A 24,677-nucleotide genomic window follows, 5' to 3' on the forward strand; every position below is an offset into this window, starting at 1 on the left:
CTGCCCGGGAAACCGGGCGGGGACATGATGCTTGACCCCAAACCCCCGAACAGCGGAAGAGGCATCGCATGGTTTCGCTTCCGCCCCAGACCGGCCTCGGGCCGAACCGCCGCGCCGCCCTCGTCGCGGCGGTGACGGGGATCGCCGCGTCGGGGCTGGTGCTCGGCATGATCGGCGACATCGTCGTCGCGGCGGCCTTTCTCGCCGCGGCGATCATCGTCATCGGCGCGGTGATCGTCTGGCGCGTGCTCGCGCGCGCCGGCAGCGCCGAACTGCGCACGATCGACTGGGACTTCACGCGGGCCGTCGCGCAGGCGAGCGGCGATGCAATCGCGGTGACCGATCGCGCGGGCCGGCTGGTCTGCGCGAACGATGCCTATGACGCGGTGTTCAGCGGCTTTCCGACCCCGCCGGGGCTGCCGCTCGACGCGAGTGGGGTCGTATTGCTGGCCGAGGCCGGACGCACCGCGTGGCGCGACGGTCACGCGCAGGCGGAGCGGCTGGTCGCCAACGGGCTGCGTATCTCGGCATCGATCACCCGCGCCGGCGATGAGGCGGACATGCTCGTCTGGCGGTTCGTCACCGCGCCCGACTATGACCTCGCACAGACCGCCGAACGGCTGATCGACGGGCCGACCGGCGACCGGCTCGGCGGCAGCGGGATCATGGCGGCGTTGCTCAGCGCCGACGGCCGCGTCCGCGCGACCAACCGCGTGCTCCGCGTCCGCGCGATCGGCGACGAGCATGAGGCGATCGAGGGCCGCGACTTCGCGCGCTTCCTGATCACCGACAACCGCGGCCTCGTCCGCTTCGCGCGCGAGGGCGGCGCGGGGACGCCGCTGCGCGTGGTGCAGGTGCCGTTTGTCGAGGGCGACGACGCCCCCGTCCTCGTCATCCTGCTCGACGACGAGGAGGATGCGCCCGCGATCGGTGCGTCCGCCTCCGCGCATGTCCGCAGCCTCGTCAGCCTGATGCCGTTCAGCATGGCGCTGGTCGATCGCGAGGGCCGCTTCATCCAGATGAACGATTCGTTCCTGCGCGCCGCCGGGGTCGTCGGCGCCGCGCCGCCGCTTTACCCCGGCGATCTCGTCGTGCGCGAGGACAAGACCGCGGTCGCCGACGCGATCCGCCGGTTCGCGAGTGGGCAGACGCATTCGACCGACATGGCGGTCCGGCTGAAGGATCATCCCGACGAGCCGGTCGCGCTGACCATCGCCGGCGCGCGCGGGCTCGGCGATGCCGCCGTCCTGCTCAGCCTCAAGGACAATAGCGAGGAATCGCGACTGAAGCGCGAGGTGGCGCAGGCGACCAAGATGCAGGCGGTCGGTCAGCTCGCCGGCGGCGTCGCGCATGATTTCAACAACATCCTGACCGCGATCATCGGCCACTGCGACCTGATGCTGATGCGCCATTCGCCCGGCGACAGCGATTATGACGACATCCAGCAGATCCGCACCAACTCGAACCGCGCCGCCGGGCTGACCCGCCAGCTGCTCGCCTTCAGCCGCCAGCAGACGCTGCGCCCGCAGATCCTGCAGCTGCCCGACGTCGTGTCCGAGGTCTCGAACCTGCTCAAGCGACTGATGGGCGAGACCGTCCAGCTCGACATGATGCACGGCCGCAACCTGGGGCCGGTCCGCGCCGATCCGGGGCAGCTCGAACAGGTCGTCGTCAATCTCGCGGTCAACGCCCGCGATGCGATCCTGTCCGCCAACCCGCGGGGCGGCGGCACGCTGACCATCACCACGCGCTCGGTCTCGGCGACCGAGGTGCGGCAGATGGCCTCCGACATCCTGCCCGTCGCGGATTATACCGCGCTGATCGTCCAGGACACCGGCACCGGAATCCCGCCCGAGGTCCTGCCCAAGATCTTTGAGCCGTTCTTCACGACCAAGGAATTCGGCAAGGGCACCGGGCTCGGCCTCTCGACCGTCTACGGCATCGTCAAGCAGTCGGGCGGCTATATCTTCGCCGAATCGCAGCCGGGGCAGGGGGCGACCTTCACCATCTTCCTCCCCGTCCACGCCGCCCCTGCCGCGCCGCGGCTCACCGCGCCCAAGCCCGCGGCCAAGCCCGCCGACCTGTGGGGCACGGGGACCATCCTGCTCGTCGAGGACGAGGACATGGTCCGCGCAGTCGCTGAACGCGCGCTCACCCGCCAGGGCTATAGCGTGCTGACCGCGGAGAATGGCGAGGTCGCGCTCGAGATCATGGCGAAGAACGGCCGCCCCGATCTGTTGATCACCGACGTGGTGATGCCGACCATGGACGGCCCGACGATGGTCCGCCACGCACGCGAGAAATATCCCGACCTGCCGATCGTCTTCATGTCGGGCTATGCCGAGGAACAGCTGCGCAAGTCGATCGACCTCGACAATGTCGAGTTTCTTCCCAAGCCCTTCTCGGTTCAGCAGCTTGCCGAAGCCGCGCGCGACGTTCTTGCGGCACGTTAAGCAACAAGATGTTGGCGCTCGGCGAAATTGCCGCCTAAGGTACAAAATATGAACGTGCCACAGCAGATCCTCATCGTAGAGGATGAACCGTTGATCGCCATGATGCTCGAGGATTTCCTCGAGGTGCTGGACAAGGGCGTGGCAGGGTCCGTCGACACCGTCGCCGATGCCCTGCACCGCATCTCGGCCGGGGGTGTCGACGCCGCGATCCTCGACGTCAACCTGCGTGGCGGTGAGAAGAGTACTCCGATCGCCGAACGGCTTGCCGAAGGCGGAATTCCCTTCGTGTTCGCGACCGGCGGTGGCGATGACGGCCTCGATCCCCGTTTCCGCGACCGGCCCCGCCTGCAGAAGCCGTTCACGATGGACGGCGTCGCCAAGGCGCTCGAAAGCCTCTGACGGTCCGCCGCGTGGGCTCTGCGGTCCTCGTCTGACCGCGGCCGCGGCGGATAAAACTGCAAATCCATACGCAACTGTCTTGCGCAAAGGCCCCGTCTCGCGACATAGGCGGTCGCCATGACCCGTATATTCGATAAATCGCGCCTGCCGAGCCGGCATGTCTCCGTCGGCCCAGAGCGTGCGCCGCACCGCAGCTATTATTACGCGATGGGTATCCCCGAAGAGGATATCGCGCGTCCGTTCGTTGCGCTCGCGTCCGCCGGCAACAACTCGGCCCCCTGCAACACCACGCTTGATGCGCAGGCCGATGCCGCGCAGGCGGGCGTCATCCAGGGCGGCGGGATGCCGCGCCGCTTCAACACGATCACCGTCACCGACGGCATCGCGATGGGGCATCAGGGGATGAAGGCGAGCCTCGTCAGCCGCGAAGTCATCGCCGACTCGGTTGAACTCTCGGTCCGCGGCCATTGCTACGATGCGCTGGTCGGTTTTGCCGGCTGCGACAAGTCGCTGCCCGGCATGATGATGGCGATGCTCCGCCTGAACATCCCCTCGGTGTTCGTCTATGGCGGCTCGATTCTGCCCGGCCGTTATCAGGAGCGCGACGTCACCGTCGTCGACGTGTTCGAGATCGTCGGCAAATATGCCGCCGGCGCCTGCCCGCTGTCGGAGGTGCATGCGCTCGAGAAGGTCGCCTGCCCGGGTCACGGCGCCTGCGGCGGCCAATATACCGCCAACACCATGGCCTGCGTCGCGGAAGCGATCGGATTGTCCATTCCGAACAGCAACATGGTGCCAGCGCCTTACACGACGCGTGAACAGATCGCGGTGGCCGCGGGCGCGCAGGTCATGGAGTGTCTGGCCGACAATATCCGCCCGCGCGACATCTGCACGCGCGAGGCCTTCATCAATGCGGCGCGAGTCGTCGCCGCGACCGGCGGGTCGACCAATGCCGCGCTGCATCTGCCCGCGATGGCGTCGGAAGCGGGGATCGACTTCGACCTGTTCGACGTTGCGGAGATCTTCAAGACAACGCCGTACATCGCCGACCTCAAACCCGGCGGGAAGTATGTCGCCAAGGACATGTACGAGGCGGGCGGCGTCTACATGCTGATGAAGACGATGCTCAGCGGCGGCTTCCTCGACGGCAGCTGCATGACCGTCACCGGCAAGACGCTGGCCGAGAATATTGACCAGGTGACGTGGAACCCCGACCAGAAGGTCATCTACGACATCAGCACCCCGCTGACCCCGACGGGTGGCGTCGTCGGCCTGCGCGGCAGCCTCGCCCCCGATGGCGCGATCGTGAAGGTCGCGGGCATGCACCGGCTCCAGTTCTCGGGTCCGGCGCGCGTGTTCGACTGCGAGGAGGACACCTTCGCCGCGGTCGAGGCGCGCGCGATCAACGAGGGCGAGGTTATCGTCATCCGCTACGAAGGTCCCAAGGGCGGTCCGGGCATGCGCGAGATGCTCTCGACCACCGCCGCCCTCTACGGGCTGGGGATGGGCGAGAGCGTCGCGCTGATCACCGACGGCCGTTTCTCGGGCGGCACGCGCGGCTTCTGCATCGGCCATGTCGGTCCCGAGGCCGCCGATGGCGGTCCGATCGCGCTCGTCGAGGATGGCGACATCATCCATATCGATGCCGAGGCGGGGACGATCGATCTCGATGTCCCCGAGGACGTGATGGCGGCACGCCGTGCGGTCTGGGTCCCACGCAAGACCGATTACGGCTCGGGGGCGCTGTGGCGCTATGCGAAGACCGTCGGTCCGGCGTACAAGGGCGCGGTCACGCACCCGGGAGCCGCAGCCGAAACGCATGTCTACGCGGATATCTAAACGATCGCAGTATCTTGTCGGGCTTGTCTCGCTCCCGCTGGCAGCCTGCGGGAGCGGCAAGCCCGACACTGGTGACACGGCGTCGCGCCGCGACGACCCACCCGTCATGCATGTCCCCTGCGCCAAGGGGGCCGCCGCTTTGGCCCCCGACTGCACGATCGAGCAGGCGCGCGGTCCCGATGGCGTGATCCTGACCCTCCGCCACGCCGATGGCGGCTTTCGCCGGCTGCGCGTCTCCGCGGATGGGCGCGGCGTCGTCGCCGCCGACGGGGCGGAGCGGGCGCAGGTCACGGCATCCACCCCCGGCAGCATCGACGTCGCGCTGGGCACCGACCGCTACCGCCTCCCGGCGACGGTCCAGTCGGGCGCGAACGGCTCATGATCCGGATCGAGGGCCAGCCCGTCCTGACCGCCGCCGAGATGCGCGCGGCCGAGGATGCGGTGATCGCAACCGGCGTCCCGGTCGATACGCTGATGGACCGCGCAGGCACCGCGATCGCGCACGCGGTCCATCGCCTCGCGGGATCGAACGCCATCCTGATCCTCTGCGGCCCCGGCAACAATGGCGGCGACGGCTATGTCGCCGCGCGCGTGCTCGCCGAACTGGGCGCAAAGGTCCGCGTCGCCGCACTGTCCGAACCCCGCACCGACGCTGCCAGGGCGGCAAGGGCAGGGTGGCCCGGCCCCGTCGAAGCGCTCGCCGACGCGAAGCCCGCCCCCGTCCTGGTAGACGCCCTCTTCGGCACCGGCCTGACCCGACCCTTGAATGGTACCTCTCCCCAAACCCCAAACACCCCCCCGGCGAAGGCCGGGGCCCAGTTGGGCACCGCTATCGATGACTCACCCGGTTCGCCCAACTGGCCCCCGGCCTCCGCCGGGGAGGTATCGATCGGGGAAAGACTCCACACCCTGACCAAAGCCGCCACCCTCGCCATAGCCATCGACCTCCCCAGCGGCCTCGCCACCGACTCCGGCCACGCGCTCACCACACCCCCCGTCTTCCACCTCACGCTCGCCCTCGGCGCACTCAAACCCGTGCACCTCCTCCAGCCCGCCGCGCGCTATTGCGGCGAGATCCGCCTCCTCGACATCGGCGTCCCCGTCACCAGCCAGATCGAAGTGCTCAAAAGCCCCCACCTCGCACCCCCCGGACCCGATGCGCACAAATACACCCGCGGGATGGTCGCGGTCATCGCCGGCACGATGGCAGGCGCCGCCGATCTCGCCGCGCTCGCCGCGATGCGCGCGGGCGCGGGCTATGTGACGCTGCTCGGCGACAGCGCGGGCCCGCCGCACGCGCTCGTCCGCGCGGCATTCTCCGACCACGCGCTCGCCAACGACCGGATCGGCGCGCTCGTCATCGGCCCAGGCCTCGGCCGCGACAATACCGCCCGCGTCCGACTCGACGCCGCGCTCGCCGCCGGCCATCCGCTCGTCCTCGACGGCGACGCGCTCCGCCTGCTCGATCCCGACCGGATCCGCGCGCTCACCGTCCCGGTCATCCTCACCCCGCATGCCGGCGAATTCGACGCGCTGTTCGGACGATCGGACGACGACAAGATCACCCGCGCCCGCGACGCCGCCGCCCGCACCGGGGCGGTCGTCGTCTTCAAGGGCGCGGACACCGTCATCGCCGCGCCCGACGGCCGCGTCCGGCTCGCCCCCGGCGCGAGCGACTGGCTCTCGACCGCCGGCACCGGCGACGTCCTCGCCGGCGCGATCGGCGCGATGCTCGCCGCAGGGCTCGATCCGCTCGCCGCCGCCGCCGCGGGTGTGTGGCTTCACAGCGAGGCCGCGCGTCGTTCGGGGCCGGCATTTATCGCCGATGACTTGGCGGATGCGCTCCGGTCGGCCAGAGCGTCCTTATGACCAGTGACCCAACGACCGACACCATCGTCCGCGTCGCCGCGCGCGGCGACGGCATCACCGCCGATGGCCGCCACGCCGCCTTCACCGCGCCCGGCGACACCCTCGCGGCCGACGGCAGCGTGACCCACGGCCCGCACCACCAGACGCCGCCCTGCGTCCATTTCCCGACCTGTGGCGGCTGCCAGCTCCAGCATCTCGACGACGAGAGCTACAGCGCCTTAGTCACCGACCGGATCGCCTCCGCGCTCGACGGGCAGGGCCTGTCCGCGCCGATCCGCACCCCGCACATCTCGCCGGTCCGCAGCCGCCGCCGCGCGACGCTGCATGCCGAGGCCAAGGGCGGCAGGATCACGCTCGGCTTCACCGCCGAAAAGGCGCATCTGATCGTCGACATCAAGGAATGCTGGATCCTCGATCCGCGTCTGTTCGCGCTCGTCGCCCCCTTGCGCACCCTGCTCAAGCGCCTCAACTTCCGCCGCCGCGCCGACATCCACCTGACGCTCGCGGACCAGGGCGCCGACATCCTCATCACCGGTTTCGCGACCGAAGGCCTCCCCGCCGCCGAAGCGCTCACCCGGTTCTGCGAGGAACACGGCATCGCCCGCGTCGCGTTCGACGACGGGCTGGGGCCGGAGACGCGCTGGGAGCCCGATGCGGTGACGATCACGCTGGGCGGCGTCCCCGTGCCGCTGCCACCCGCCTCGTTCCTCCAGGCGACCCCCGACGGCGAGGCCGCGCTCACCGCCGCGGTGCTCGAGGCGATCGGCACGCCCGCCACCGTCGCAGACCTTTTCGCCGGGCTCGGCACCTTCACGCTCGCGATCCCGGCGAAGGTATACGCCGCGGAGGGTGCGCGCGACGCGCTGACCGCGCTGAAGGCCGCCGCGCACCGCCTGCAACGCCCGGTCTTCCCCGAACACCGCGACCTCTACCGCCGCCCGCTGACGGTGGCCGAGCTTGACCGGTTCGACGCGGTGGTGATCGATCCGCCCCGCTCGGGCGCACGCGAACAGGCCGGCGCGCTCGCCGCGTCCAGGACGCCGGTGATCGTCTACGTCTCGTGCAACCCGGCGAGCTTCGCCCGCGATGCCAAGGAGCTGTGCGACGCCGGCTGGCGGATCGACTGGATCCAGCCGGTCGGCCAGTTCCGCTGGTCGACGCATGTCGAACTCGCTGCGAAGTTCGTCCGCTAACCTATTGTCTCTTTACGGATAAACAGCGGTCACGAAGAACAGCCCATCGGGCGGTGCATTGAGCCCCAGCATCGCCCGATCCTTCGCCGCCAGCGCGTCCGCGACGTCCCCGACCGCCCAGCGCCCCATGCCGACCAGCGCGAGGCACCCGACCATCGATCGCACCTGGTGATGCAGGAACGACCGCGCCGCCGCGTAAACGAACAGCCGCTCGCCCTCCCGCACCACATCCAGCCGGTCCAAAGTCCGCATCGGACTGTCCGCTTGGCAATGCGCCGACCGGAACGTCGTGAAGTCGTGCCGCCCGACCAGCGCGCTTGCCGCCTCCGCCATCGCCTCCGCATCGAGCGGCTGCGGCACCTGCCACGCCAGCCCCGCCTCGAAGCTCAGCGGCGCACGCCGGTTGACGATCCGGTATTCATACGACCGGCCGATACAGGAAAACCGCGCATGCCAGGCGTCGGGCACCACCTCGCACGCCAGCACCGAAACCGGCGCCGGTTTGACCAGCGCGTTCAGCCCCTCCATTAACCGGAACGCCGCGACCGGCTTGGCGATATCGACATGCGCGCGCATCGCGATCCCGTGCACCCCCGCATCGGTCCGCCCCGCCGCCTGCACCGCCACGGTCTCGCCGGTCATCTTCAGCACCGCCGCCTCGAGCGCGGCCTGCACGCTCGGCCCATGCTTCTGCCGCTGCCAGCCCATGAACGGCCGGCCGTCAAACTCCACCGTCAGCGCGAACCGCGTCAAAGCTGGGTCCCCGAGGGAATCGCAAACCCGCGCAGCAGCTCTTCGGCCGATGTCACGCCGCGCCCGGCCCGCTGTACCAGGGTCGGCCGGATCGCACCGTCGCCGCACCCGATCGTCAGCTCGGCGTTCACGGTCAGCCCCTCGCACCCCAGGAAGCTGAACGGCAACACGTCCGCCGCGAGCACCTTCACCCGCTCGCCGGCGACCTCGAACCATGCGCCGGGCGCCGGATTCATCGCGCGCACCAGCCGCTCGACCTCGACCGCCGACCGCTCGAAATCGATCCGCGCCTCCGCCTTGTCGATCTTGGCCGCATAGGTGACGCCGTCTTCGGGCTGCGGCCGGGCAGGGTAGGCGTCAAGATCGCCCAGCACCTCGACCATCAACCGCGCGCCCATCGCCGACAGCTCCGCGGTCAGCTCGCCCGCGGTCTTGCCCGCGACCGGCGTCCGCCCCTCGAGCCGGACGGGCCCGGTATCGAGCCCGGCCTCCATCTGCATGATCCCAACGCCCGTCTCCGCATCGCCCGCGAGGATCGCGCGCTGCACCGGCGCCGCCCCGCGCCACCGCGGCAACAGCGAGCCATGGACGTTGAGGCACCCGAGCCGGGGCGCCTCGAGCACCGCGCGCGGCAGGATCAGGCCATAGGCGGCCACCACCGCCACATCCGCCCCCAACGCCGCAAACGCTTCCCGCGCCTCAAGCCCCTCGGGCAGCGACGCCTTGAACGACACCGGCGTCCGCACCGCGATGCCCAGCGCCTCCGCCCGGACCTGGACCGGCGACGGCACCAGTTCGCGCCCGCGTCGCCCGCCCGGTCGTGCCGGCTGGCAATAGGCCGCCACCAATTCATGCCCCGCCGTGACGAGAGCCTCCAGCACCGGCACCGCGAAGTCCGGCGTTCCCATGAAGATGATCCGCATGCCCCTCTCGAACACGCTGGCGGGGAGCGACGCAACCCCCTATCTGGTTGCGATGGCATCCCCCGAGATCGAGGCGCTGACGCAGGCGCTGGCCCGGCTCCCCGGCCTCGGCCCCCGGTCCGCACGCCGCGCCGTGCTGCATCTGCTCAAGAAGCGCGACGCCGCGCTGGGTCCGCTGCGCGAGGCGCTGACCGCGGTCGACGAGCGGCTGGAGAATTGCAGCGTCTGCGGCAATGTCGACACCACCAACCCGTGCGCGATCTGCGCCGACCCGCGCCGCGACCAGCGCTCGCTCTGCGTCGTCGAGGAGGTCGCCGATCTCTGGGCGCTCGATCGCTCGCGGCTGTTCCCCGGTCGCTTCCACGTGCTCGGCGGTCGCTTGTCCGCATTGGAAGGCATCCGCCCCGAGGATCTCAGCATCGACAATCTCGTCCGCCGGATCGAGGCGGGGGGGATCGACGAGGTCGTGCTCGCGATGAACGCCACGCTCGAAGGCCAGACCACCGCGCATTACATCGCCGAACGGATCGAACGCTTCCCCGTCCGCGTCACGCAGCTCGCGCACGGGCTTCCGGTGGGCGGCGAGCTCGACTATCTCGACGAGGGCACGCTCGCCCAGGCGCTGCGCGCGCGTCGCCCGATGGCCTGATCGTCGCGGCCTAACCCAAATGCTTGACGGCTCAACCCGCGGAACCTAGCTGCGCAGCATGACCGTCATGACCGTTCTCGAAATCCCCGATCCCCGCCTGCGCCTCGTCGCGGAGCCGGTGGCGTCGGTGGACGATTCCACCCGTACGCTCGTCGCCGACATGATCGAGACGATGTACGACTTCAACGGCATCGGCCTCGCCGCGACTCAGGTCGGCGTGCAGCAGCGCGTTCTCGTCATCGACCTTCAGGAAGAGAAGGACGAAGAGGACAAGCCGATCAGAAATCCCAAGGCCTATATCAACGCCGAGATCCTCTCGGTCAGCGAAGAGATGTCGACCTATAACGAGGGCTGCCTCTCGATCCCCGAGCAATATGCCGAGGTCGTCCGCCCCGCCCGCTGCCGCGTGAAGTGGCTCGACGAGACCGGCGCCGCGCATGAGGAAGAGCTCGACGGCCTGCTCTCGACCTGCATGCAGCACGAGATCGACCATCTCGACGGCGTCCTCTTCATCGACCACATCAGCCGCCTCAAGCGCGACATGGTCCTCAAGAAACTCGCCAAGGCCCGCAAGCTCGGCTGACCCGGCGCCGGTCGTTAAGCCGACCGGCCAACCCAGACCAGTACCCCGGCGAAGGCCGGGGCCCAGGCAGAGATGCCCCCCGCAATCGCGGGCGGCACACGCCAAGAACACTGCCCAGCAAACACCGGCGCCCACCTCCGATAGCTCCGCAGCGAGGGGCCGCGCACCCCCAAAAGCACCACCCCGGCGAAGGCCGGGGCCCAGTTGGCACGTCCCCGGCGATCACGCACTACCGCCCGCCAAGCCCAACTCTGCTGCAGTAGCGACCAAGGCCAACGCCCGAAGGTAGGAAAATCGCTCTGTCCTACCCCCGTCGTTCGTGCTATGTTCCAAAGATGACCTTCCAGACCGTGCCCCCCCAGCCGCCCGCGCCAAAACTCTGCATGGCCGGTCCCGCAGCCGGAAATTGTACGAATCTCGGCGCAAAACACGCTTATCGTCTCAACATTCGCAACATTGGGACGCTGGCATGACCGAGCTTGTGATCGTCGCGCTGCTCGCCGCCGCCGCCGGGCTGCTGCTCGGCTGGCTGCTGGCCTCGCGTCGTGCCGGCGCACTCGCCAGCGATCTCGCGGTCGCCAAGACCAGAGCCGCCGACTATGATCTGGTCCGCACCGCACGCGACGCGGTCGAACAGGAGCGCAATGCCGCGCTTCAGGATCTCGCCACGCTGCGCGCGCAGAATGCGGAACGCGCCGGGGAGGCGGACCGCCTGCGTACCGATCTCGCGACGATCCGCGCCGACCGCGACGCCGCGCGCACCGAACTCGCTACCGAGCATGCCCGCAGCGAGGCGTTCGAGGCGCGGCTGGTCGAGCTGCGCGACGCCAAGGACGTGATGGCCGCGCAGTTCGGCGACGTCGCCAACAAGCTGCTGAGCGACGCGCAGAAGACCTTCCTCGACCGCGCCGACGCCCGCTTCCGCCAGTCCGAGGAATCCGCCGGGCAGAACCTCAAGTCGATGCTCCAGCCCGTCAGCGACCGGCTGCAGCGCTATGAAGAGGGCGTCGCCAAGGTCGAGGCGGAGCGCCGCGACGCGTTCGGCGATCTCAAGGGGCAGATCGAGCAGATGCGGCTCGGCCAGGAAAAGGTCTCGACCGAAGCCGCCAAGCTCGTCAATTCGCTGCGCAATGCGCCCAAGTCGCGCGGCCGCTGGGGCGAGCAGCAGTTGAAGAACGTGCTCGAAACCTGCGGCCTCAGCGAACATACCGACTTCCAGACCGAGGTCAGCGTTGCGGTCGGTGATGCCGATGAGCGCGCCGGTGCCCGGCTTCGCCCCGATGCGATCATCCGCGTCCCCGGCGGCCGCGCACTCGTCATCGACGCCAAGGTTTCGCTCAACGCCTATCAGGATGCGTTCGGTGCGGTCGACGAGGCCGAGCGGCTGGTCGGTCTGGCGGCGCACGCCGCGTCGATGCGCGCGCACGTCAACGGGCTCGGCAACAAGGCCTATTGGAGCCAGTTCGCGGATACGCCCGATTATGTGATCATGTTCGTCCCCGGCGAACATTTCCTCTCCGCCGCGCTCGAACATGATCCGACGCTCTGGGATTTCGCCTTTGAAAAGAGGGTGTTGCTAGCCACTCCTACCAATCTGATTGCGATCGCGCGGACCGTTGCTGCGGTCTGGCGGCAGGAAAAGCTCGCCAACGAGGCGCGCAAGATCGGCGAGCTCGGCAAGGAGATGCACGACCGGCTCGCCAAGGTCGCCGACGATCTGCGCAAGGTCGGGGTCGGTCTCAACAGCGCGGTGAAGAACTTCAACGGCTTCACCAACTCGTTCAACGGCCGCCTGATGGTCACCGGCCGCAAGTTCCGCGACCTCAATATCGAGACCGGCGCGCGCGATCTCGAGGACGTGTCGTCGATCGACGCGCTGGCGCTGGGCGAGGGGCCGGCATTGATCGAGAAACCGGAGACCGCAGACGTCTAACCCGCGTTTTCAACGCTGTTGGGCAAGGACTTCATAGGCCATCACCGCGGTGGCGACCGCGGCGTTGAGGCTGTCGGCCTTGCCCAGCATCGGAATCTTGACCAGCGTGTCGCAGCCTGCGGCCATCTCTGCCGGCATGCCCTGCGCCTCGTTGCCGGTCAGCAGGAAGGTCGGGGCGCCGTACGTCGCCGCCCGGTAATCGGTCTCGGTGTCGAGGCTCAGCCCGACCAGCTGCCCGGGACCGCTCCGGAGCCAGGCCTCGAACGGCGCCCACTCGGTCTTGACGACCGGAATGGTGAACAGCGCCCCCATGCTCGCCCGCACCGCCTCGACCGAGAACGGATCGACCGACTCGCCGATCAGGATCAGCCCGCCCGCCCCGACGGCATCGCCGGTCCGCAGGATCGTGCCGAGATTGCCCGGATCCCGCAGGCGCTCGGCGACCAGCCAGATCCCCGCACTGGTCCGGTCCAGATCCTCGAGTGCCGCGTCGAACTCATCGAACACGCCGACCACCGCCTGCGGATTGTCCTTGCCCGACAGCTTGGACAGGATGTCGGGCGTCGTCTGGATCGATTCGCCGCCCGCCTCCTCGACATCCACCGACAGCGCGTGCACCAGCGGGTGGTTGGCGCTTGCGGCGGCATAAAAGAGCGTGCGGGGCAGGCGGCCGGTCTCGCGAGCCTCGGTCAAGATCCGCAATCCCTCGGCAAGGAACTGGCGCGCGGCCTTGCGATGTCGCTTGTCGCGAAGATCGCGGACATATTTGATCAACGGGTTCGAGAAAGCGGTAATTTCGCGAGGCATTTATCGGCCCTTCGGCGCGCGGAAACAGGGGAGGTTGGTCAGCACGCGCCGCTCATGCCCGTCGCAACCCGGCGCGGCAAGCGCTGCGGGGAAGGGGGTTCAATCCTCGCCGAACTTGGCTTCGACAAGTTCGACCAGCCGGGCAACGGTTTCGTCCGCGCCGTCGCCGGTCGCCGATATGACGATCGAATCGCCCATCGCGGCCCCGAGCATCATCAGCCCCATGATCGACGTTCCCGTCACGCTCCCCGCGCCGTCCTTCTCGACCAGCACGTCGCAAGGTTGCGAGGAGGCAAGCGTGACAAATTTTGCGCTGGCCCGGGCATGCAATCCCCGGCGGTTGGTGATCAGGACCGTGCGCGCGACCGCGGTCACGCTGCCGCCTCGCCAAGAACCTCGGATGCGACGGATATATATTTCCGGCCGGCTTCGCGCGCGGCAGCGACCGCCGCCACGACCGTCATAGCCTTGCGTGCTGACCCCAGCCGGATCAGCATCGGCAGATTCATTCCGGCGATCACTTCGACCCGGCCCCGCTCCATCAGCGAGATGGCAAGGTTGGACGGGGTACCGCCGAACAGGTCTGTCAGCACGATCACGCCGCGCCCCGCATCGACCTCGGCGATCGCCGTCGCGATATCCGCGCGGCGTTCCTCCATATCGTCATCCGGGCCGATCGCGATTGCCGCGACACGTTCCTGCGGGCCGACGACATGGACCATTGCGGTCACGAACTCGTCGGCGAGCCGCCCGTGGGTCACCAAAACTAGGCCGATCATATCAGACGCTTCATACTCATAAGCCGACCGGTGGTCCCTCAAGCGAGTCCTGCGGCGCGGCCCCCAGGTCGCGATGGTTTACCGTGGGCGAAAAACCCTCTGCGCGCAACCGTCCGGCGATCCGTTCGGCAACATGAACCGATCGATGTCTCCCTCCGGTACACCCGATCGCAACGCTGACATAGGACTTGCCCTCCGCCTTGTAGCGCGGCAGCAGCAGGAGCAGCAGATCCTCGATGCGGCTGACAGCGGCTTCATAGGTCGGATCGGCCATGACATATTCCGCAACCTCGGCATCCAGTCCGGTCCCAGGACGCAGCTGCGGATCCCAATGCGGATTTCGCAAAAACCGCATGTCGAAAACGAGGTCAGCGTTGCGGGGTAGCCCGCGCGCGAAGCCGAACGACTGGATCGACAATGTCGGGGCGCCCTGATCGTCCTGCGCGAAGCTGTGGCGGATCTGTTGCGCCAGCTCGTTGGCCGCCAATGTGGTCGTGTCGATCAACCGGTTCGCCCAGTCGCGCAGCGGCCGCAGCATTTCACGCTCGCGCGCGATCCCGTCGCCCGCGGGGCGATCGGGGGCTAGCGGATGCCGCCGCCGCGTCTCGGAATAGCGTCGCTCGAGTTCTACCCCCGAACAGTCGAGGAACAGCGTCCCAATTTCCAGACCGTGCCGATCGCGCAGATCGCGGATGCGCCCGATGATGCGATCGGCATCGAAATCGCGCGTTTGCGACCCGATACCAATCGCCAGGGGGGTGGAATCATCCATTTGTCCCTGTGCGCGCGGCGTATCCAGCAGCCGATCGAGCAGCATCAGCGGCAGGTTGTCGACGATCTCCCAGCCCAGATCCTCAAGCGTCTTGAGGACGGTCGATTTGCCCGCGCCCGACATGCCGGTGATCAGCAGGATCGGCTTTGATTGGCGCGTCATGCGGCGAAAATTCCGTGTGTCAGAGCCAGTTCAACCTTCAGTGGAGCGGACGCCTGGAGTGGTTCGAGCAGGAGGACCGGGATATCGATGCCGGCGATCCGCCGTGCCTCTTGCTCGGGCATCCGCGGAACCTGGCTTCCTAGCCGTACGAGCAAGGCGATGGGTATGTCGACAACATAGGGCATGACGATAATGCCGAGGCCGCGAACCTCGATCCGGCCTGCGATGGACGCGGGTGGGTGTGCCAGCAACCGGGTACCCGAGCGCACCACGATGGTCTGGTCGTCGCTGACCAGCATTGCGCCGCGGTCGATAAGGCGAAGGGCGAGGTCGGACTTGCCGATGCCGGAAGGTCCTTCCAGCAGGACGCCCTGGCCGCCGATCGAGACGGTCGTCGCATGCAGGCGATCGGACGAGAGGACAGACAGAACTAGGGCTCCCTCATCGTGCATACAGCGGCAGATGGATTACGAACCGGGCACCGCCCAGCCGATCCTCGCGCGATTCGACGGTGATCGTGCCCTGATGCCCCTCGACGATGGTGCGCGCAATGGCGAGCCCCAATCCGGAGTGACGCCCGAAGGCTTCGCCGTCAGGTCTGACCGAGTGGAAGCGGCGAAAGATCGCATCGCGTGCGTCTGGAGGGACGCCCGGGCCCTCATCCTCGACACGAAGGACGACCTCGTGCGCGCCGCGCATTGCGGACAACGTGATCAGGCCGCGGTCGGGCGAGAAGGATACCGCGTTATCGATAAGGTTCTCGATTACACGCTCGAGCCGGGCGCCTTCGCCGAGCACAACGAACGGGCCATCGTCGCTGCGGTCGAAGCGAAAGCGGATTTCACGTTCGACGTCGCGAGCGAGGCGCTGCGACAGCAAGCCGTCGATCAGGCTAACCATGTCGATCGGTTCGAACTTTGCCCGGCTGAGCTGTGCGTCGAGTCGCGACGCGTCGGAGATGTCGGAGATCAGCCGATCTAGTCGATGGACATCATCTCGCACGATCGCCATCAGCTGCTCCTGGAGGGCGGGATCCTGCACGCGTGACAGCCCTTCCACCGCAGACCGTAGCGACGCCAGCGGGTTCTTCATTTCATGCGTAACATCGGCAGCGAAGGCTTCGGTTGCGTCGATGCGGGCCCTGAGCGCCAGGCTCATGTCCGACAGCGCTCTGGCAAGCATGCCTAGTTCATCCCGGCGCGACGGCAGTCGAGGGACCACGACTTCGCGCGCGCGCCCGAGCCGCACCCGCACCGCCGCCCGAGCGAGACGGCGGAGGGGGCGGACGATGGTTCGTGCAAGGAACAGCGACAGCAGCACGGACACGATTGAGACCAGCAACAGCACCATGCTCAGGCGGAAGCGTTCGATACGCACGGTGCGCGTGATATCGCGCGCGTTCACCGTCGTCATCACCACGCCGCCGCCTGGCACGCGGGCTGCTGCCGTTATCACCGGGGTGCGGTCAGGTGCGCGCCAGACCGTCGTGGAAATCCCATGCCGCAGCCGCACGTCCTCTACATCGGGCCAGCGTTGGCGCGGGCCGCGTTCGCGGTAAAGCGGTGCGCGGGGCGCCATCACGACCACGTCGATGACCGCGTCGAGAAAGCGCGCGGCATCCTGCCCCCAGTCTTCCTTGTCCGGGTCGTGCAGCACGAAACTGCGCAGCCCCAGTGCGCGACTGTCCTTGATGATCTGCCCGTCGCGGTCGAAGACCCGGATCTGCGAGCCCGTATCCTGCGCCAGCCGAACGATGAGCGGCTCACGCAGCGCCGGATCGACTGCGGCGATTGCCTCACCGATCAGCCGCGCCTCGCGTGCGGCCTGCGCGACGCGGCTGTCGACGATCCGGCTGCGATAGGAATCGAGGTAGAAAAAGCCGCCTGCGAGCAGCAGGAGCGCAAAGATATTGACGGCGAGGATGCGCCGCGTGAGCGAGATCTGACCCGACCAGCGTAATGTCAGATCGCGACCGTCATCCTCGGTTCGATCGCCCACGTCGTCGCGCGGATCGCTCCGTCCCATGTTAATCCTCGGAGAACCGATAGCCTGCCCCATACAGTGTTTCGATCGCGTCGAAATCTGGATCGACCTGTCGGAACTTGCGACGCAGCCGCTTTATGTGGCTGTCGATCGTCCGGTCGTCGACATAGATGTCGTCCTGATAGGCGGCGTCCATCAACTGGTTGCGCGTCTTGACGATACCCGGCCGCTGCGCGAGCGTTTCGAGAATCATGAATTCCGTCACCGTCAGCGTCACGGGCTCCCCTGCCCACAGGGTCCGGTGGCGCGCCGGGTCCATGCTGAGCCGCCCCCGGTCGAGCGGACCGGCCGCCTCGGCCTCCGTCTCCGTGCCGGGCGACCGGGTAAGCTCCGCGCGACGAAGGATCGCCCGAACCCGCGCAATCAGCAACCGCTGCGAGAACGGCTTGGCGATATAGTCGTCCGCCCCCATCGCAAGGCCAAGCGCCTCGTCGAGCTCGTCATCCTTGCTGGTCAGGAAAATGACGGGAATCTGGCTCTTTTCGCGGAGGCGCCGCAACAATTCCAGACCATCCATGCGGGGCATCTTGATGTCGAAGATCGCCAGATCGGGGGGATTGTCCGTCAAGGCCTTCAGCGCGGTCTCGCCATCCGAATAGACCCGCGTGACAAACCCTTCGGTCTGAAGGGCGATCGACACGGACGTCAGGATGTTTCGGTCGTCATCGACGAGCGCGATCGTTGCCGTCATGGTCTGGCTGTCATCTTCTTGGCGCCCGCCGGGATAAATCTCGGGCTGCGTAGGGCAAAGTGCTAGCGTACTCAACCGGGGTACACCAGACCGCGGCGTGAGTTGCACGCCCTCCGGTCGAATTGACCCGGATCACAGGCCCGCCTAGATCGAGCCTCAACGACATACATACGTATGCGCAAGTGTCTTATGGAGAGATGCCGTGTCCGATTTGCGAACCCCTGCCTCAGGGCTCGATGCGCAGGGAATTGAAACACATGCGGAGGTGCACTGGAATCTGGTGACCGCGCAGCTGGTCGAAGCCGCGCTCGACCGGGGTGAGGGGCGTCTGTCCGCCGACGGGCCCCTGGTCGTCGAAACGGGCGCCCATACCGGACGTTCGGCTCAGGACAAGTTCATTGTCCGCGACGCTGAAACCGACGCGACCGTCTGGTGGGGCAAGAGCAACAAGCCGATGGACCCCGGGCATTTTGCCGCATTGAAGGCGGATATCTACGCCGCGCTGGCGCAAAAGAATACCTTGTTCGTCCAGGACCTGTATGGTGGATCACAACCCGATCACCGGGTGAATGTTCGCGTCGTTACGGAACTTGCCTGGCACAATCTCTTCATCCGCACGATGCTTGGCCGTCCGGAAGCGTCGGCGCTGAAAGACTTCGTTGCCGACTATACGATCATCGATCTGCCCAGCTTTCAGGCCGATCCTGCGCGGCATGGCTGCCGCAGCGAAACCGTCATCGCGGTCAATTTCACCGATCGGCTTATCCTGATCGGGGGTACGAAATATGCCGGGGAGATGAAAAAGTCGGTCTTCGGCCTTCTCAACTACCTCCTGCCGCCGGCCGGCGTGATGCCGATGCATTGTTCGGCAAACATGGGCGCAAACGGCGATACCGCGGTGTTTTTCGGGCTTTCTGGCACCGGCAAGACGACATTGAGTGCTGATGCCAGCCGAACGCTGATCGGCGACGATGAACATGGCTGGTCCGATACCGCCGTCTTCAACTTCGAAGGGGGATGCTACGCCAAGATGATCCGTCTGTCGGCCGATGCCGAACCCGAGATCTTCGCGACGACGAAGCGGTTCGGAACAGTTCTCGAAAATGTCGTGATGGATCCCACGACACGCCTGCTTGATCTTGACGATCACACGCTGGCGGAGAACAGCCGAGGTGCTTATCCGATCGACTTCATTCCAAACAGCTCGGCGGACAATATGGGTCCGGTTCCACGGAACATCGTGATGTTGACCGCCGATGCCTATGGCGTGCTCCCACCGATTGCCAAATTGACGCCGGATCAGGCAATGTATCATTTCCTGTCGGGCTATACGGCGCGCGTCGCTGGCACCGAAATCGGCGTGACCGAGCCCGATGCGACGTTCTCGACCTGTTTCGGCGCTCCGTTCATGCCGCGGCATCCCTCGGTTTATGGTAATCTCCTGAAGGCGCGGATCGCCCGCGGCGGGGTGGATTGCTGGCTGGTGAATACAGGTTGGACTGGGGGCAAATATGGTGTCGGCAGCCGGATGCCAATCAAGGCGACGCGTGCGCTCCTCAACGCCGCGCTGGACGGAAGTCTGAAGACTGCCGAATTCCGTACGGACCCGAACTTCGGGTTTCAGGTTCCGGTGAGCGTACAGGGCGTCGACGATGCCATCCTCGATCCGCGGACGACATGGGCAGATACCGATGCCTATGACGCGACAGCGGCAAAGCTGGTCGATCTGTTCGTCGAGAACTTCGCGCAGTTCTCGGAACACGTCGATGCCAGCGTGATGCAGGCGGCGCCGAAAGTGACCGAAGCCGCCTGACCGCGCGCGCAGCCTGATAGAATTGCGCGTGCCGGATCGGGACTCGGCGTTTAGCCGTTCCCGGTCCGGCCATCGAAATTGAGCGGACCGTCCGAGACGTTGCGACGCCCGTCTACTGAGGTTCCACAGCCACCGCGCCGTCCATCACCGCGACTATCCTGACCCGCGTGCCGACCGCCGCGTCGGGCCCCCGTGCGGGCCAGCTGCCGTCACCAACGAGAACGCGGCCATGGCCGTCGACGAGCGCGGTCTCGACGATCACGATCTGGCCGATCAACCGCGCCGCGCGGTTGTTCAGCAGCGGATCCCCGCCCTCGACCGGATAGTCACGATACCATCGTTTGCCGATCGTGACCGCGACCACACTCCACACCGCGAAGGCGCCAAGCTGTACGGCGACCGGCAGGTCCGGCAGCGCGAACGCCATCACCCCGGTGAAAGCCGCGGCGATCGCCAAGAAGACCAGGAAGACTCCCGGAACAGCCAGTTCCGCGATCCCCAACACCAGCGCAGCGATCAGCCATGCGACGGCCGGTCCGATCTCATACATCAGCTTTTCGGCACCTCGTTGGCGTTCGACAGTTCAAATGGTCCCTTGTGTGCGGGCTTCGCTGGCGGGGTGGCCGACTGCACCGTGTCGCGCAGGGCATCTTTCGCAATCTCGCCAATGCCACCCAGCGTTCCCATCAACTGGGTCGCCTCGACGGGAAACAGGATCGTCTTCGCATTGGGCGACGTGGCGAATTTGCCGATTGCCTCGACATATTTTTGCGCAATGAAATAGTTGATCGCCTGCGCGCCGCCCTCTTCGATCGCTTGCGACACCGCCCGGGTGGCCGACGCTTCGGCAACGGCCGCGCGCTCGCGCGCTTCGGCATCACGAAAGGCCGACTCCTTGCGGCCCTCCGACTCCAGAATCCGTGCCTGCTTCTGGCCCTCTGCCCGAAGGATCTCCGACGCGCGTGAGCCTTCCGCGTCCAGAATATTCGCGCGCTTCTCGCGCTCGGCCTTCATCTGGCGGCCCATGGCGTTGACGATGTCGGCGGGCGGACGAATGTCCTTGATCTCCACCCGGGTGATCTTGACCCCCCAGGGCGTCGTTGCGTGGTCGACGACGCTCAGCAATCGCGCATTGATCTCGTCGCGCTTGCTCAACGTCTCGTCGAGATCCATCGAGCCCATGACGGTGCGAAGATTGGTCGTCGTGAGCTGCAGCAGCGCCTGATACAGGTCCGACACCTCATAGGCGGCCTTGGCCGAATCCAGCACCTGGAAGAACACGACCCCGTCGGTCGATATCATCGCATTGTCCTTGGTGATGATCTCCTGCCCGGGAATATCGATCACCTGTTCCATCATGTTCACCTTCCGCCCTACGCGGTAGAAAAACGCCGGATAGAAATTGAAGCCGGGCCGCGCGACTGTCGTGAACCTGCCGAAGTGTTCGATCGTGTACTGATAGCCCTGACGTACGATCTTGATACTGGTCATCAAATAGAACAGCACCAGCGCCACTGCGAGCCCGGCGACAATCAACCCCATCGGAATATCCCCCATGCGTGTAGTGCCCGGCTATAGCACGGCGTGCGAAGAGGGGCCTAGCCGTGCGCGCCCGCTTTGGTTACATGGCGCGCCACCCCACACCCAGGATCGGCAGCTTTCATGGATATCCGCCTCGGCCTCACTTTCGACGACGTCCTTCTATATCCGGGGGAATCGGACGTGCTGCCAAGCCAGGCGGACACGCGGACCCAGGTAACGCGGGGGATAGCCCTCAATATTCCCATCCTGTCCTCCGCGATGGACACCGTGACCGAAGCGGACATGGCGATCGTCATGGCGCAGCTCGGCGGTATCGGCGTGCTGCACCGCAACCTGACGATCGAGGAACAGGTTGTCGCGGTCCGTCAGGTCAAGCGGTTCGAATCGGGGATGGTGGTCAACCCGATCACGATCAAGCCGACCGCCACTCTGGGCGAAGCGCAGGCGTTGATGGCCGGCCATCGGATCAGCGGCATTCCGGTCGTCGAGTCGGATGGCAAGCTGGTCGGGATTCTGACCAATCGCGACGTTCGCTTCGCCGGGAACCCGCAACAGCCGGTCAGCGAACTCATGACTCACGAGAACCTTGCAACAGTGTCGACCGAGGTCGGCAAAGAGGAAGCGCGCCGCCTGCTGCACCAGCGGCGTATCGAAAAGCTGCTGGTCGTCGATGCCGAGTATCGCTGCGTCGGCCTCATTACGGTCAAGGATATCGAAAAAGCCGTCATGTTCCCCGACGCGACCAAGGACGAAGCGGGCCGCCTGCGTGTCGCCGCGGCAACGACCGTCGGCGACAAGGGCTTCGATCGCACGGAACAGCTGGTCGACGCCGGATGCGACCTGATCGTCATCGACACGGCGCATGGTCATAACCGCGATGTGGGACGTGCGGTCGAGCGGGTCAAGAAACTGTCCAACTCGGTCCAGGTCGTTGCCGGCAACGTCGCGACGGGCGACGCGACCCGCGCGCTGATCGACGCGGGCGCGGACGGCATCAAGGTCGGCATCGGCCCCGGGTCGATCTGCACCACGCGGGTGGTCGCTGGCGTGGGCGTGCCGCAGTTGACGGCCGTGATGGATTGCGCCGAAGCCGGTCACAAGGCCGGCGTACCGGTGATCGCGGATGGCGGTATCCGCACGTCGGGCGACATGGCCAAGGCGCTGGCCGCGGGCGCATCGACCGTGATGATCGGGTCGCTGCTCGCCGGGACGGACGAGGCGCCGGGCGAAACCTTCCTTTACCAGGGGCGCGCGTATAAATCCTATCGTGGGATGGGGTCGGTCGGCGCGATGGGTCGCGGGTCTGCGGATCGCTACTTCCAGGGCGATATCAAGGACCAGCTGAAGCTGGTTCCCGAGGGTATCGAGGGGCAGGTTGCGTATAAGGGGCCGGCACGCGACGTCGTCCACCAGCTCGTCGGCGGGATCAAGGCAGCGATGGGCTATACCGGGTCGGCGACGATTCCGGATCTGCAGGCACGCGCGGAATTCGTCCAGATCACCGGTGCCGGCCTGATGGAGAGCCATGTCCACGACGTCACGATCACGCGCGAGGCCCCGAACTACCCGACGCGCTAGCATCGACGCCTCCCGATGCCGCAACGGGATCGGGAGGGCCCGCCGGCCGGGAATGTGGCGAGCGGATACCTGAAATCATTCCCTTCTGCGTCCGGGAGGGGGTAGGGGCAGGGGATGATGATGATCCCCTACCAAATCACTACCCGATATTGCGCAGTCCCGGGAGGCCGGCCTTGACCCCGTCGGCACGGACCCAGGCCGCGATCGAACTGCTTGACCAGATCATCGCCGCTGCCCGGGAGAGCGGCGCGGCAGCCGACACGCTGATCGCGCGCTACTTCGCCACGCGTCGCTATGCGGGGTCGAAGGACCGTCGCGCGGTGCGTGAGCTCGTCTATGCGGCGATCCGCAAGGCAGGGGATCGGCCTGAGGACGGTCGTGCCGCGATGCTGCTGGTCGCTGATGCCGACCCCGCGCTGGCCGCGACCTTCGACGGCTCTACCCATGCACCAGCGCCGATCGGCAAGGACGAACCGCGCGCACGCGCCGGCGTCGCGCCCCAATGGCTGACCAAGGCGTTGCGGGCATCGGGGCTCGATGGCGCGGCGCTCACCGATCTTGCCGGGCGTGCGACGCTCGACCTGCGCGTCAACACGCTCGTCGCGGATCGTCCCGCCGTGCTCACCGCATTGCCCGAGGCTGAGGCGACACCGCACGCTCCCGACGGAATCCGGCTACCAACCGGCACCAATGTCGAGGCATTGCCGCTGTTCAACGAGGGTGCGCTGGAAGTCCAGGACGAGGGCAGCCAAATCGTCGGGCTCGCGATGCAGGCCAAGCCCGGCCAAAGGATCGTCGACCTCTGCGCAGGCGCGGGCGGCAAGACGCTCGCGCTCGCCGCAATGATGGCGAACACGGGTACCCTCCTTGCCTGCGATACCGATCGTAACCGGCTGTCACGGCTGGCGCCGCGCGCGACCCGCGCGGGCGCGGCGATCATCGCAACGCAGTTGCTCAACCCGACCCGCGAGATCGAGGCGTTGAGCGAATGGGCAGGCCGTGCGGACGGCGTGCTCGTCGATGCGCCTTGTTCGGGAACAGGCACGTGGCGACGCAATCCCGAGGCGCGCTGGCGCCTGACGCCCGACCGCGTCTCCCGATTGCAGTCGACCCAACAGCAGGTGCTGTCGGTCGCGGCAACGCTTGTCAAACCGGGCGGTGCATTGGTGTATATCGTCTGTTCGCTGCTCGATGCGGAAGGCACGGACCAGGTTACGTGGTTCCTGGGCGCGCATCCCGGCTGGACGACCGAGTCGCTGTCGTTGCCCGCAGGCGCTGTCCATGGCCACGGGGTTCGCCTCGAGCCCGGCCGCGACGGCACCGACGGATTTTTTGTCGCGCGCCTTATCAGCCCATGCTAGCCAAACCCGCTGTGCCCCGCCTGGAGACCATCATGCGTTTTTCGACCGTTGCCGTTGCCGCCGCGCTGACGGTCGTGTCCGTATCGACGTCACTGAGTGGCCAACGGCCCGATACGCAGATTGATGCGCGGTCGTTGCAACTGCTCGCGCAGGGGCGAAGCCTCAAGGCGGCCGGCAATCTCGACGGTGCGACCGACATGCTCGAAACCGCGGTCGCGGTGGATCCGCGCAATCGCGCGGCGTTCGTCGAACTGGGCAGGGTCGCAGAGGCACGCGAACTGCCGGGCAAGGCGATCCGCCGTTACCGCGAGGCGCTGCTGCTCGAACCGAATGACGTCACCGCGTTGCAGGGGCAGGGCAGTGCGTTGGTGATGAAGGGCGCGGTCGTCCGGGCCCGCGACAACCTCGCCAAGATCCGCACTATCTGCAAGGGTCAGTGTCCCGAAGCAGTGCAGCTTGCCGCGATCATCGCCAAGGGGCCGCCCATCACGACTGCGCAGGTCGTAAAGCCCGCGACCCCCGCCAAGGACTGAGC

24 protein-coding genes are annotated in these 24,677 nt (G+C 66.9%); 13 read left to right on the plus strand and 11 right to left on the minus strand.

Annotation, left to right across the window (positions count from 1 at the left end; translation table 11 throughout):
- The first annotated feature begins 68 nt into the window (after positions 1-68).
- The 6 genes from J3A66_RS01480 to J3A66_RS01505 all read left to right on the plus strand — a co-directional run bounded on the left by J3A66_RS01480 (position 69) and on the right by J3A66_RS01505 (position 7,753).
- Positions 69-2,453, plus strand: a complete 2,385-nt coding sequence (locus tag J3A66_RS01480; protein WP_209566648.1) for a response regulator — start codon at positions 69-71, stop codon at positions 2,451-2,453.
- Positions 2,454-2,501: 48 nt separating this feature from the next.
- Positions 2,502-2,852, plus strand: coding sequence for a response regulator (locus tag J3A66_RS01485; RefSeq protein ID WP_031396103.1), 351 nt, complete (start codon positions 2,502-2,504; stop codon positions 2,850-2,852).
- A 117-nt stretch (positions 2,853-2,969) separates the two neighbouring features.
- Positions 2,970-4,691 carry a dihydroxy-acid dehydratase gene (gene ilvD, locus J3A66_RS01490; protein ID WP_209566649.1) on the plus strand — a complete coding sequence of 574 codons (1,722 nt, stop codon included), beginning with the start codon at positions 2,970-2,972 and terminating at the stop codon, positions 4,689-4,691.
- 106 nt (positions 4,692-4,797) lie between these two features.
- Positions 4,798-5,073, plus strand: coding sequence for a hypothetical protein (locus J3A66_RS01495; protein WP_209566650.1), 276 nt, complete (start codon positions 4,798-4,800; stop codon positions 5,071-5,073).
- Positions 5,070-6,560 (plus strand): NAD(P)H-hydrate dehydratase, encoded by a 1,491-nt coding sequence (locus J3A66_RS01500; protein WP_209566651.1) that lies wholly within the window; start codon positions 5,070-5,072, stop codon positions 6,558-6,560. The genes J3A66_RS01495 and J3A66_RS01500 overlap by 4 nt, the downstream gene beginning before the upstream one ends.
- The gene (locus tag J3A66_RS01505; protein WP_209566652.1) at positions 6,557-7,753 is read left to right on the plus strand and encodes a class I SAM-dependent RNA methyltransferase; all 1,197 of its coding nucleotides are present in this window, start codon (positions 6,557-6,559) and stop codon (positions 7,751-7,753) included. Before J3A66_RS01500 ends, J3A66_RS01505 begins: the two co-directional genes overlap by 4 nt.
- Before the next feature lie 12 nt (positions 7,754-7,765).
- On the opposite strand, the gene truA is transcribed toward J3A66_RS01505, so the two are convergent.
- Positions 7,766-8,506, minus strand: a complete 741-nt coding sequence (truA, locus tag J3A66_RS01510; protein ID WP_209566653.1) for a tRNA pseudouridine(38-40) synthase TruA — start codon at positions 8,504-8,506, stop codon at positions 7,766-7,768.
- Complete coding sequence (gene fmt / locus J3A66_RS01515; RefSeq protein ID WP_209566654.1) at positions 8,503-9,429, minus strand: methionyl-tRNA formyltransferase; 927 nt, start codon at positions 9,427-9,429, stop codon at positions 8,503-8,505. Before fmt ends, truA begins: the two co-directional genes overlap by 4 nt.
- 52 nt (positions 9,430-9,481) lie before the next feature.
- On the opposite strand from fmt, the gene recR reads away from it, so the two are divergent.
- The 3 genes from recR to rmuC all read left to right on the plus strand — a co-directional run bounded on the left by recR (position 9,482) and on the right by rmuC (position 12,594).
- The gene (gene recR / locus J3A66_RS01520) at positions 9,482-10,078 is read left to right on the plus strand and encodes a recombination mediator RecR (RefSeq protein WP_031393413.1); all 597 of its coding nucleotides are present in this window, start codon (positions 9,482-9,484) and stop codon (positions 10,076-10,078) included.
- A 58-nt stretch (positions 10,079-10,136) separates the two neighbouring features.
- Positions 10,137-10,661, plus strand: a complete 525-nt coding sequence (gene def / locus J3A66_RS01525; RefSeq protein ID WP_209566655.1) for a peptide deformylase — start codon at positions 10,137-10,139, stop codon at positions 10,659-10,661.
- Positions 10,662-11,130: 469 nt separating this feature from the next.
- A complete protein-coding gene (gene rmuC, locus J3A66_RS01530; protein WP_209566656.1) occupies positions 11,131-12,594 on the plus strand; it encodes a DNA recombination protein RmuC in 1,464 nt (487 codons plus the stop codon).
- 9 nt (positions 12,595-12,603) lie between these two features.
- Here rmuC and J3A66_RS01535 read toward each other — a convergent pair whose 3' ends face one another.
- The 7 genes from J3A66_RS01535 to J3A66_RS01565 all read right to left on the minus strand — a co-directional run bounded on the left by J3A66_RS01535 (position 12,604) and on the right by J3A66_RS01565 (position 17,848).
- On the minus strand, positions 12,604-13,401 hold the full coding sequence (locus tag J3A66_RS01535) for an RNA methyltransferase (protein ID WP_209566657.1): 798 nt from the start codon (positions 13,399-13,401) through the stop codon (positions 12,604-12,606).
- A gap of 99 nt (positions 13,402-13,500) precedes the next feature.
- Complete coding sequence (locus J3A66_RS01540) at positions 13,501-13,776, minus strand: HPr family phosphocarrier protein (protein WP_031393409.1); 276 nt, start codon at positions 13,774-13,776, stop codon at positions 13,501-13,503.
- The gene (locus tag J3A66_RS01545; RefSeq protein WP_031393408.1) at positions 13,773-14,180 is read right to left on the minus strand and encodes a PTS sugar transporter subunit IIA; all 408 of its coding nucleotides are present in this window, start codon (positions 14,178-14,180) and stop codon (positions 13,773-13,775) included. The genes J3A66_RS01540 and J3A66_RS01545 overlap by 4 nt, the downstream gene beginning before the upstream one ends.
- Before the next feature lie 16 nt (positions 14,181-14,196).
- Positions 14,197-15,114 (minus strand): RNase adapter RapZ, encoded by a 918-nt coding sequence (gene rapZ, locus J3A66_RS01550; RefSeq protein WP_209566658.1) that lies wholly within the window; start codon positions 15,112-15,114, stop codon positions 14,197-14,199.
- Complete coding sequence (locus tag J3A66_RS01555) at positions 15,111-15,566, minus strand: aldolase (RefSeq protein WP_209566659.1); 456 nt, start codon at positions 15,564-15,566, stop codon at positions 15,111-15,113. The genes rapZ and J3A66_RS01555 overlap by 4 nt, the downstream gene beginning before the upstream one ends.
- The gene (locus tag J3A66_RS01560) at positions 15,556-17,139 is read right to left on the minus strand and encodes a stimulus-sensing domain-containing protein (RefSeq protein WP_245336658.1); all 1,584 of its coding nucleotides are present in this window, start codon (positions 17,137-17,139) and stop codon (positions 15,556-15,558) included. Before J3A66_RS01560 ends, J3A66_RS01555 begins: the two co-directional genes overlap by 11 nt.
- A 1-nt stretch (position 17,140) precedes the next feature.
- Positions 17,141-17,848, minus strand: coding sequence for a response regulator transcription factor (locus tag J3A66_RS01565; protein ID WP_031393404.1), 708 nt, complete (start codon positions 17,846-17,848; stop codon positions 17,141-17,143).
- 202 nt (positions 17,849-18,050) lie between these two features.
- Here J3A66_RS01565 and J3A66_RS01570 point away from each other — a divergent pair, with 202 nt between their 5' ends.
- Positions 18,051-19,661 carry a phosphoenolpyruvate carboxykinase gene (locus J3A66_RS01570; protein WP_209566661.1) on the plus strand — a complete coding sequence of 537 codons (1,611 nt, stop codon included), beginning with the start codon at positions 18,051-18,053 and terminating at the stop codon, positions 19,659-19,661.
- A 112-nt stretch (positions 19,662-19,773) separates the two neighbouring features.
- Here the strand turns inward: J3A66_RS01570 and J3A66_RS01575 are convergent, their stop codons facing one another.
- Both J3A66_RS01575 and J3A66_RS01580 read right to left on the minus strand, forming a co-directional pair.
- Entirely contained in the window at positions 19,774-20,211 is a 438-nt protein-coding gene (locus tag J3A66_RS01575; protein WP_209566662.1) for an NfeD family protein, read from the minus strand.
- Positions 20,211-21,203 (minus strand): SPFH domain-containing protein, encoded by a 993-nt coding sequence (locus J3A66_RS01580; protein ID WP_209566663.1) that lies wholly within the window; start codon positions 21,201-21,203, stop codon positions 20,211-20,213. Before J3A66_RS01580 ends, J3A66_RS01575 begins: the two co-directional genes overlap by 1 nt.
- A 120-nt stretch (positions 21,204-21,323) precedes the next feature.
- Here J3A66_RS01580 and guaB point away from each other — a divergent pair, with 120 nt between their 5' ends.
- The 3 genes from guaB (at position 21,324) to J3A66_RS01595 (ending at position 24,675) form a co-directional block, all read left to right on the plus strand.
- A complete protein-coding gene (gene guaB, locus J3A66_RS01585; RefSeq protein ID WP_031393400.1) occupies positions 21,324-22,781 on the plus strand; it encodes an IMP dehydrogenase in 1,458 nt (485 codons plus the stop codon).
- Positions 22,782-22,954: 173 nt separating this feature from the next.
- A complete protein-coding gene (locus J3A66_RS01590; RefSeq protein WP_209566664.1) occupies positions 22,955-24,142 on the plus strand; it encodes an RsmB/NOP family class I SAM-dependent RNA methyltransferase in 1,188 nt (395 codons plus the stop codon).
- Between the two features lie 32 nt (positions 24,143-24,174).
- Positions 24,175-24,675 (plus strand): tetratricopeptide repeat protein, encoded by a 501-nt coding sequence (locus tag J3A66_RS01595; RefSeq protein ID WP_209566665.1) that lies wholly within the window; start codon positions 24,175-24,177, stop codon positions 24,673-24,675.
- Positions 24,676-24,677 lie beyond the last annotated feature (2 nt).

This window comes from Sphingomonas sp. PvP018 (genome assembly GCF_017876865.1).
GTDB classification, from domain to species: Bacteria; Pseudomonadota; Alphaproteobacteria; order Sphingomonadales; family Sphingomonadaceae; genus Sphingomonas; species Sphingomonas aerolata.

What these genes read in the sequence shown, in the direction of transcription:
- recR (WP_031393413.1), top strand. Translation starts at nt 9,482, where the DNA reads ATGGCATCCCCCGAGATCGAGGCGCTGACGCAGGCGCTGGCCCGGCTC.
- J3A66_RS01485 (WP_031396103.1), top strand. Translation starts at nt 2,502, where the DNA reads ATGAACGTGCCACAGCAGATCCTCATCGTAGAGGATGAACCGTTGATC.
- J3A66_RS01505 (WP_209566652.1), top strand. Translation starts at nt 6,557, where the DNA reads ATGACCAGTGACCCAACGACCGACACCATCGTCCGCGTCGCCGCGCGC.
- rapZ (WP_209566658.1), bottom strand. Translation starts at nt 15,114, where the DNA reads ATGACGCGCCAATCAAAGCCGATCCTGCTGATCACCGGCATGTCGGGC.
- J3A66_RS01555 (WP_209566659.1), bottom strand. Translation starts at nt 15,566, where the DNA reads ATGCACGATGAGGGAGCCCTAGTTCTGTCTGTCCTCTCGTCCGATCGC.
- J3A66_RS01560 (WP_245336658.1), bottom strand. Translation starts at nt 17,139, where the DNA reads ATGGGACGGAGCGATCCGCGCGACGACGTGGGCGATCGAACCGAGGAT.
- def (WP_209566655.1), top strand. Translation starts at nt 10,137, where the DNA reads ATGACCGTCATGACCGTTCTCGAAATCCCCGATCCCCGCCTGCGCCTC.
- J3A66_RS01500 (WP_209566651.1), top strand. Translation starts at nt 5,070, where the DNA reads ATGATCCGGATCGAGGGCCAGCCCGTCCTGACCGCCGCCGAGATGCGC.
- J3A66_RS01535 (WP_209566657.1), bottom strand. Translation starts at nt 13,401, where the DNA reads ATGCCTCGCGAAATTACCGCTTTCTCGAACCCGTTGATCAAATATGTC.
- J3A66_RS01580 (WP_209566663.1), bottom strand. Translation starts at nt 21,203, where the DNA reads ATGGGGTTGATTGTCGCCGGGCTCGCAGTGGCGCTGGTGCTGTTCTAT.
- fmt (WP_209566654.1), bottom strand. Translation starts at nt 9,429, where the DNA reads ATGCGGATCATCTTCATGGGAACGCCGGACTTCGCGGTGCCGGTGCTG.
- rmuC (WP_209566656.1), top strand. Translation starts at nt 11,131, where the DNA reads ATGACCGAGCTTGTGATCGTCGCGCTGCTCGCCGCCGCCGCCGGGCTG.
- ilvD (WP_209566649.1), top strand. Translation starts at nt 2,970, where the DNA reads ATGACCCGTATATTCGATAAATCGCGCCTGCCGAGCCGGCATGTCTCC.
- guaB (WP_031393400.1), top strand. Translation starts at nt 21,324, where the DNA reads ATGGATATCCGCCTCGGCCTCACTTTCGACGACGTCCTTCTATATCCG.
- J3A66_RS01480 (WP_209566648.1), top strand. Translation starts at nt 69, where the DNA reads ATGGTTTCGCTTCCGCCCCAGACCGGCCTCGGGCCGAACCGCCGCGCC.
- J3A66_RS01545 (WP_031393408.1), bottom strand. Translation starts at nt 14,180, where the DNA reads ATGATCGGCCTAGTTTTGGTGACCCACGGGCGGCTCGCCGACGAGTTC.
- J3A66_RS01565 (WP_031393404.1), bottom strand. Translation starts at nt 17,848, where the DNA reads ATGACGGCAACGATCGCGCTCGTCGATGACGACCGAAACATCCTGACG.
- J3A66_RS01495 (WP_209566650.1), top strand. Translation starts at nt 4,798, where the DNA reads ATGCATGTCCCCTGCGCCAAGGGGGCCGCCGCTTTGGCCCCCGACTGC.
- J3A66_RS01575 (WP_209566662.1), bottom strand. Translation starts at nt 20,211, where the DNA reads ATGTATGAGATCGGACCGGCCGTCGCATGGCTGATCGCTGCGCTGGTG.
- J3A66_RS01595 (WP_209566665.1), top strand. Translation starts at nt 24,175, where the DNA reads ATGCGTTTTTCGACCGTTGCCGTTGCCGCCGCGCTGACGGTCGTGTCC.